Origin of the sequence: Neisseria sp. Marseille-Q1983 (genome assembly GCF_018224585.1) — a bacterium.
In the GTDB taxonomy this organism is placed as follows: Bacteria; Pseudomonadota; Gammaproteobacteria; order Burkholderiales; family Neisseriaceae; genus Neisseria; species Neisseria polysaccharea.
The window spans coordinates 42,321-49,536 of the sequence record NZ_JAGTUI010000016.1; the positions used below are offsets into that span (position 1 = coordinate 42,321).

Annotated in this window: 8 protein-coding genes; 4 read left to right on the forward strand and 4 right to left on the reverse strand. The window is 53.5% G+C overall.

The features are described 5' to 3' along the window. The first annotated feature begins 27 nt into the window (after positions 1 to 27). Both KEM39_RS05480 and KEM39_RS05485 read left to right on the forward strand, forming a co-directional pair. Positions 28 to 618, forward strand: a complete 591-nt coding sequence (locus KEM39_RS05480) for a Maf family protein (RefSeq protein WP_118997110.1) — start codon at positions 28 to 30, stop codon at positions 616 to 618. Between the two features lie 46 nt (positions 619 to 664). Continuing rightward, complete coding sequence (locus tag KEM39_RS05485) at positions 665 to 1,390, forward strand: SAM-dependent methyltransferase (RefSeq protein ID WP_118997109.1); 726 nt, start codon at positions 665 to 667, stop codon at positions 1,388 to 1,390. Positions 1,391 to 1,470: 80 nt separating this feature from the next. On the opposite strand, the gene yidC is transcribed toward KEM39_RS05485, so the two are convergent. From yidC to rpmH, 4 genes are all read right to left on the reverse strand, one after another. Next, entirely contained in the window at positions 1,471 to 3,108 is a 1,638-nt protein-coding gene (gene yidC, locus KEM39_RS05490; protein WP_118997108.1) for a membrane protein insertase YidC, read from the reverse strand. 166 nt (positions 3,109 to 3,274) lie between these two features. Beyond that, positions 3,275 to 3,496: a membrane protein insertion efficiency factor YidD gene (yidD, locus tag KEM39_RS05495; protein WP_118997107.1), complete on the reverse strand. Its 222-nt coding sequence runs from the start codon at positions 3,494 to 3,496 to the stop codon at positions 3,275 to 3,277. Positions 3,497 to 3,545: 49 nt separating this feature from the next. After that, positions 3,546 to 3,911 (reverse strand): ribonuclease P protein component, encoded by a 366-nt coding sequence (gene rnpA / locus KEM39_RS05500; protein WP_118997106.1) that lies wholly within the window; start codon positions 3,909 to 3,911, stop codon positions 3,546 to 3,548. Positions 3,912 to 3,913: 2 nt separating this feature from the next. Further along, a complete protein-coding gene (gene rpmH / locus KEM39_RS05505; RefSeq protein ID WP_002214728.1) occupies positions 3,914 to 4,048 on the reverse strand; it encodes a 50S ribosomal protein L34 in 135 nt (44 codons plus the stop codon). A gap of 287 nt (positions 4,049 to 4,335) precedes the next feature. Between rpmH and dnaA the strand changes: the two genes are divergently transcribed. Together dnaA and dnaN are read left to right on the forward strand one after the other, a co-directional pair. After that, positions 4,336 to 5,892, forward strand: coding sequence for a chromosomal replication initiator protein DnaA (gene dnaA / locus KEM39_RS05510; RefSeq protein ID WP_118997105.1), 1,557 nt, complete (start codon positions 4,336 to 4,338; stop codon positions 5,890 to 5,892). A 79-nt stretch (positions 5,893 to 5,971) separates the two neighbouring features. Then, positions 5,972 to 7,075 carry a DNA polymerase III subunit beta gene (gene dnaN, locus KEM39_RS05515; RefSeq protein ID WP_118997104.1) on the forward strand — a complete coding sequence of 368 codons (1,104 nt, stop codon included), beginning with the start codon at positions 5,972 to 5,974 and terminating at the stop codon, positions 7,073 to 7,075. The last annotated feature ends 141 nt before the right edge of the window (positions 7,076 to 7,216 follow it).

Here is a 7,216-nt window from a genome sequence, read left to right on the forward strand (position 1 = left end):
CGTGTTTTCAACGGTAAGGAGGATGGGATGGGTTTGGAACTGCCTTTGATTTTGGGTACGAGTTCGGTTTTCCGCCGCGAACAGATGGAAAGGCTCGGCATTGCCTTTCAGGCGGCATCCCCCGATTTTGACGAAACGCCGATGTTGGGGGAATCAGCCCCTCAGACGGCATTGCGCCTTGCCGAGGGTAAGGCGCGGTCGTTGACCGGGCGTTTCCCCGAGGCGTTGATTGTCGGTGCGGACCAGGTGGCGTGGTGCGACGGCAGGCAGTGGGGCAAGCCGATGAACCTTGCTAATGCGCAAAAGATGTTGATGCATTTGAGCGGCAGGGAGATTGAGTTTTACAGCGCGGTCGTGCTGTTGAATACGGTTACGGGCAGGATGCAGCGGCATATCGATAAGACTGTGGTCGTGATGAGGAAGTTGGACGAGTTGCACATCCTCCGCTATTTGGAGCGCGAGCCTGATGCGGTTTATTGCTCGTGTGCGTTGAAGAGCGAGGATTTGGGTGCATTGTTGATCGAACGGATTGAAAGCAGCGATCCGAATGCTTTGATCGGTTTGCCGGTTTTCCGTCTGGTCGATTTCTTGAAAAATGAGGGCGTGGATGTTTTGTAACTGCCCGTTTATGCCGTCTGAAGGGTTCAGACGGCATTTTTAACCGATGAGTGAGGGAATGATGTCTCCTGTTTTGTATTTGATTCCTACGCCTTTGGGTACGCCCGATACGCCGTGCCTGTTGCCGCATGAACAACAGGCGGTTGTCGGGCTGACGGATTTTGTCGTGGAAGCGGAAAAAACGGCGCGTGCGCATTTGAAACATTTGGGCGTGACTACGCCTATCCGCGAGCTGAATCTGCAAACACTGAATGAACACACGGATTTGAAGACTTTGCCGGAATTGCTGAAACCTTTGCAAGAAGGGCGCAGTATGGGCATTGTCAGTGAGGCGGGTTGCCCGGCCGTTGCCGATCCGGGCGCGAATTTGGTGGCATTGGCGCATAAACACGGTTTTGAAGTACGGCCTTTGGTCGGCCCGTCCAGCTTGTTGCTGGCACTGATGGCTTCGGGTGCGAACGGGCAGAGTTTTGCGTTTAAGGGTTATCTGCCGTCTGAAAAAAACGAGCGGATTCAGAGTTTGAAGGCTTTGGAGCAACGTTCGCGCCAGCAGAATGAAACGCAGCTGTTTATCGAAACGCCTTACCGCAATGATGCGCTGCTTGCCGATGCGGTGGAAAACCTGCATCCTGAAACGCGTTTGTGTGTGGCTACGGATTTGACCTTGCCGACACAGGAAATCATCAGCCAGACGGTTGCGCAGTGGCGAAAAAGAAAAGAAATGCCGAACTTGAAGAAACGCCCGACGATTTTTGTGATGTATGCGGGTTGAAGATTTCCGCCCCGATAGGGGGTAAACAATAAAAATGCCGTCTGAACAGGTTTCAGACGGCATTTTTCATGCTGCGGCATCTAGGAAACAACTTCGCCTTGGGCGCGTTGTTTTTCGATGCTGCGGTTGATGTGCCACTGCTGGGTGATGGTTAAGAGGTTGTTGACCACCCAGTACAAAACCAAACCGGCAGGGAAGAAGAAGAACATAACGGAGAAAACCAAAGGCATGATTTTCATCATTTTCGCCTGCATCGGGTCGGTCGGCGGCGGGTTGAGGAATGTTTGGGCAAACATCGTTACCGCCATAATCACGGGCAGGATGTAGTAGGGGTCGGAGCGGCTAAGGTCGGTAATCCAGCCCAGCCAAGGTGCCTGACGCAATTCTACGGAGGCGAACAATGCCCAGTACAAGCCGATGAAGACGGGGATTTGCAACAACATAGGCAGACAGCCGCCCAGCGGGTTGATTTTTTCGTCTTTGTAAAGCTGCATCATCGCTTGTTGTTGCGCCATACGGTCGTCGCCGTATTTCTCTTTTATGGCTTGCAGTTTGGGTGCGGCGGCGCGCATTTTTGCCATCGAGCGGTAGGACGCGTTGGTCAGCGGGTAGAGGACGGCTTTGACGATGATGGTCAAAACGACGATTGCCCAGCCCCAGTTGCCGATGATGTTGTGCAGTTGGTTCAGGAGCCAGAAGAGTGGGGAAGCGAACCAGTGTACTTTGCCGTAGTCTTTTGCCAGTTGCAGGTTGTCGGCGATGTTTGCGATGACGGATGTGGTCTGCGGGCCGGCATACAGATTGATGGCAGTTTCGGCTTTTGCGCCGTTTTGGATAGCGGCTAAAGGCACGCTGACGCTTGCGCTGTACAGGTTGTCGTTGCGGCGTTTGATGTCGATACGGCAGTCGCCAGCGGCGCAAACGCTTTGTCCGCCTTTAGGCTGCAAAATCCAAGCGGACATAAAGTGGTGTTCAATCATGCCGAGCCAGCCGGTTTGGGTTTTGCGGGCGTATTCGGCTTCGTTTTTGCCTGATTTGGCATCGTCGTCCAAGTCGGAGAAGCTGACTTTTTGGAATTTGTCTTCAGGAGTGTACACGACGGGGCCGAGGTAGGAGCGTGTGAAGTAGCCTTGGCCTTCCGGTTGGCTGTGGTCGCGTACGATGCGGTAGTCCGCGCTCAGGTTGGCGGGCTTGCCGCTGGTGTTGGTAATGTCGAAACGGACGTTAACGAGGTAGCTGTCTTTGGTAAAGGTATAGACTTTGTCGATTTTCAGTCCGTTGGTTTCGGGCGCGCTCAGGCGGACTTCGACTTTGTCGCCGTTGAGGCTGTATTGTTTTTGTGCGGCGGTAAAGTTGACGCCTTTCAGGATGTTGTTGCCTTGTGCGTCCAAAAGCTCGGATTGGGCAACGTAGGTGTATTCTTTGCTGTCGTCAAACAGGGAGAAGGGTTTGTTTTCGTTGCCGTTTGCTTTGTATTTGAGCAGGGTCATTTGACGCAGGTCGCCGCTTTTTTCGTCGATAACGGCTTTGACCGTATCGGTCGTTACGGTAATCGGCGTTGCGGGGGCGAGCGCGGCTTCGGCGGAAGCAGTTACGGCCTGTTGTTGTGCCGCCTGTTGGGGCGCGGGGGCGGGTTTCGGAGTGGGGAACATCTTTTCCCATCCGATCATAATCACCAGTGCGATGGCGAAAAACGCCGTGAGTCTTTTAAAATCCATAAGAGTTTCCTGAATGGTCGGAAATGCCGCAGGTTGCGGATTCCGATAGACGGGGAATAACGGCAGGCTTTATACCCGGCGGTCGTGCCGCCTGCCCGAAGCTTCAGACGGCATTATATAGAAACCGATGGGAAATAAAAGAAAAGCGTGCAGTTTGAATATCGGGTCAGGGAACGGGGTCGTGTCCGTGTCCGCCGAGGGGGTGGCATCGGGCGATGCGTTTTGCCGCAAGCAGGCCGCCTTTGAATGCGCCATATTTTTTGACTGCTTCGACGGCATATTGCGAACAGGTCGGCGTATAGCGGCAGCGGGGCGGAATCAGCGGGCTGATGCAGTATTGGTAGAACCTTATCAGAATCAGCAGCAGTTTGGATAACAGAAAGTTCATGGAGGATGCCTTATGTGTAAACCCGCTGGCGCATGCCGTATCGCCCGATTTATGCCTGTTTTTTGCAGTTTGAATCCGAACCGCCCAGCATGAGCTGCGCCAGTTCTTCCCGTGCCTGTGCCGCAGTGTCCCTGTCGAATTTCCGATGGGCGCGGACAACGAAATCTTGCGGCGGCAGCTTGTTTTTATTTAATCTGAACCAGTCGCGGATAACGCGTTTCATGTAATTCCGTTCGTTGGCCCGTTTGGCTGTTTTTTTACCGACGACCAGCCCGAGGCGGGGGTGCCCTAGTCCGTTGCCGTCTGAACGGGAGACTTGCAGAAGGTCTCGGCTGCGGCGTTTCCTGAATGCAAAAACGGATGAAAAATCATCCGTTTTTAACAAGCGGTACTGCCTTCCGAAGCGGTAGTCCAAAATTATACCGCCAGGCGTTTGCGGCCTTTGGCGCGGCGTGCAGCCAATACTGCGCGGCCGCCGCGTGTTTTGGAGCGCACCAGGAAGCCGTGGGTGCGTTTGCGTTTGGTAACGGAAGGTTGATAAGTGCGTTTCATGATGTTTCCTAAAAATCGGTAGATAGATAAACTGTGAATTACACTCTAATTTGCTGCTTTTGTCAATCAATATAGAAACTTTGCAGGAGGATTGCCCGATTGCCTGCGGATTTCTGCCGCCTTTCTGTGGATAAATTTTTGCACGGGTTGTGGATAAAATATCGGCGAGTCGGTATAATCGGTTCGCTGCATTTTGAACCGATGTGTGTTCAACAGATTTGTTTTCTTTTTGAAAATATTATATTTTCTTTGTTTTCGATTTCATTTTTACCGATTCGAGCTTATCCATGACATTAGCAGAGTTTTGGCCGCTGTGCCTCCGCCGTCTTCACGATATGTTGCCTCAAGGGCAGTTTGCGCAATGGATTGCGCCCCTTACGGTTGGTGAGGAGGGTGGCGTATGGGTGGTGTACGGCAAGAACCAGTTTGCCTGCAATATGCTCAAGAGCCAGTTTGCCGGAAAAATAGAAGCGGTGAGGGAAGAGTTGGCTGCCGGCCGTTCCGCCTTCGTATTCAAACCGGGAGAAGGCGTGCGTTATGAGATGGCGGCGGTTGAAAGTGCTGTCGAACCTGCTGAGCCGTCCTTGCATGCGGTGTCGGAGGAAATGCCCGTGCAGGAGGTTCTGTTGGACGAGCTGCCGTCTGAAGAGCCTGTCAAACCCGCTGCGTCGAAAACGGCGGCGGATATTTTGGCGGAACGTATGAAAAACCTGCCGCACGAGCCGCGTCAGGCTGCCGAGCCTGTTTCTCGGCCGGAATCGGCGGCAGTTGCCAAAGCACGGATGGATGCGCAGCGCGATGCGGAAGAGGCGCGTTACGAGCAGACCAATCTGTCGCCGGACTATACGTTCGACACATTGGTTGAAGGCAAGGGCAACCGCCTTGCGGCGGCTGCGGCGCAGGCGATAGCGGAAAGTCCGGGACAGAGTTATAACCCGTTTTTTCTCTATGGCAGTACGGGTTTGGGTAAAACCCACCTTGTGCAGGCGGTTGGCAACGAACTGTTGAAAAACCGTCCCGATGCCAAAGTGCGCTATATGCATTCGGATGACTATATCCGCAGCTTTATGAAGGCGGTTCGCAACAACACTTACGACGTGTTCAAGCAGCAATACAAGCAATACGACCTGCTGATTATCGACGACATCCAGTTCATCAAAGGCAAAGACCGTACGATGGAAGAATTTTTCTATCTGTACAACCATTTCCACAACGAGAAAAAACAGCTCATCCTCACTTGCGATGTTTTACCCGCCAAAATCGAAGGTATGGACGACCGCCTCAAATCCCGTTTTTCATGGGGACTGACTTTGGAACTCGAGCCGCCCGAATTGGAAATGCGTATCGCTATTTTGCAGAAAAAGGCGGAAGCGGCGGGCATCAGTATCGAAGACGAAGCCGCGTTGTTCATTGCCAATCTGATCCGTTCCAACGTGCGCGAGCTTGAAGGTGCGTTTAACCGTGTCGGAGCGAGCAGCCGCTTTATGAACCGTCCCGTCATCGACATCGATTTGGCGCGTACCGCTTTGCAGGACATTATTGCCGAGAAGCACAAAGTCATCACCGCCGATATCATCATCGATGCGGTGGCGAAATATTACCGCATCAAAATCAGCGACGTACTCGGCAAAAAACGCACGCGCAACATTGCCCGTCCGCGTCAGGTTGCCATGAGCCTGACCAAAGAACTGACCACTTTGAGCCTGCCGTCTATCGGTGATTCGTTCGGCGGACGCGACCATACGACCGTCATGCACGGCATCAGGGCGGTGGCGAAACTGCGCGAGGAAGACCCCGAGTTGGCGCAGGATTACGAGAAACTGCTGATTCTGATTCAAAACTGACCGAACGCGCCTTTCAGACGGCATGATATTGCCCATGCCGTCCGAAGGGTAAAAAATCCAACCGATTTAAGGAGCGAAAATGTTGATTTTACAAGCCGAGCGCGACAGCCTGCTCAAGCCGCTGCAAGCCGTTACCGGCATCGTCGAACGCCGCCACACCCTGCCCATCCTGTCCAACGTCCTGATTGAGGGCAAAGGCGGTCAGACCAAACTCTTGGCAACCGATTTGGAAATCCAAATCGACACTGCGGGTCCCGAGGGCGGCGCGGGCGACTTCCGCATCACTACCAATGCCAAGAAATTTCAGGACATTTTGCGCGCGCTGCCTGCCGGTGCGCTGGTGTCGCTGGATTGGGACGACAGCCGTCTGACGCTGAAGGCGGGCAAATCGCGTTTTGCCCTGCAGACCCTGCCTGCCGCCGATTTTCCGATGATGAATGTCGGCGAGGACATCAGCGCGACTTTTTCGCTGGAGCAGGAGCGTTTCAAAACCATGCTGTCGCAAGTGCAGTACAGCATGGCGGTGCAGGACATCCGCTATTATCTCAACGGTCTGCTGATGCAGGTTGAGGGCAGCCAGTTGCGCCTTGTGGCGACCGACGGACACCGCCTTGCCTATGCAGCCTGCGCGATTGATGCGGATTTGCCGCGCGCCGAAGTGATTTTGCCGCGCAAAACGGTGCTGGAACTGTTCAAACTGTTGAACAACCCCGACGATCCGATTCAAATCGAGCTGCTGGACAAACAGGTGCGTTTCCAATGCAACGGCACGACCATCGTCAGCAAGGTCATCGATGGCAAATTCCCCGATTTCAACCGCGTGATTCCTTTGGATAACGACAAGATTTTCGTGTTGTCGAGGGCGGAATTGTTGGGCGCGTTGGAACGTGTGTCCATTCTTGCCAATGAAAAATTCCGCGGTGCGCGATTGTTTTTGCAGCCCGGCCTGTTGAGCGTCGTGTGCAGCAACAACGAGCAGGAAGAAGCGCGTGAGGAAATCGAAATCGCCTATCAGGGCGGGGAATTGGAAGCCGGTTTCAATATCGGCTATCTGATGGACGTGTTGCGCAACATCCATTCCGACGATATGCAGCTTGCCTTCGGCGATGCCAACCGCTCGACGCTGTTTACCGTGCCGAACAATCCGAATTTCAAATATATTGTGATGCCGATGCGGATTTGACGGTTTTCCGGAGCGCGATGCCCGTATTGGAAATATGCCCCGAACCGTGCAGACGGATTCGGGGTTTTGTTCGGCTGTCGGAAAGGTATAGTGGATTAACTTTAAACCAGTACGGCGTTGCCTCGCCTTAGCTCAAAGAGA

Coding starts and splice junctions, on each gene's coding strand:
- KEM39_RS05480 (WP_118997110.1), top strand. CDS start 28: ATGGGTTTGGAACTGCCTTTGATTTTGGGTACGAGTTCGGTTTTCCGC.
- KEM39_RS05485 (WP_118997109.1), top strand. CDS start 665: ATGAGTGAGGGAATGATGTCTCCTGTTTTGTATTTGATTCCTACGCCT.
- yidC (WP_118997108.1), bottom strand. CDS start 3,108: ATGGATTTTAAAAGACTCACGGCGTTTTTCGCCATCGCACTGGTGATT.
- yidD (WP_118997107.1), bottom strand. CDS start 3,496: ATGAACTTTCTGTTATCCAAACTGCTGCTGATTCTGATAAGGTTCTAC.
- rpmH (WP_002214728.1), bottom strand. CDS start 4,048: ATGAAACGCACTTATCAACCTTCCGTTACCAAACGCAAACGCACCCAC.
- dnaA (WP_118997105.1), top strand. CDS start 4,336: ATGACATTAGCAGAGTTTTGGCCGCTGTGCCTCCGCCGTCTTCACGAT.
- dnaN (WP_118997104.1), top strand. CDS start 5,972: ATGTTGATTTTACAAGCCGAGCGCGACAGCCTGCTCAAGCCGCTGCAA.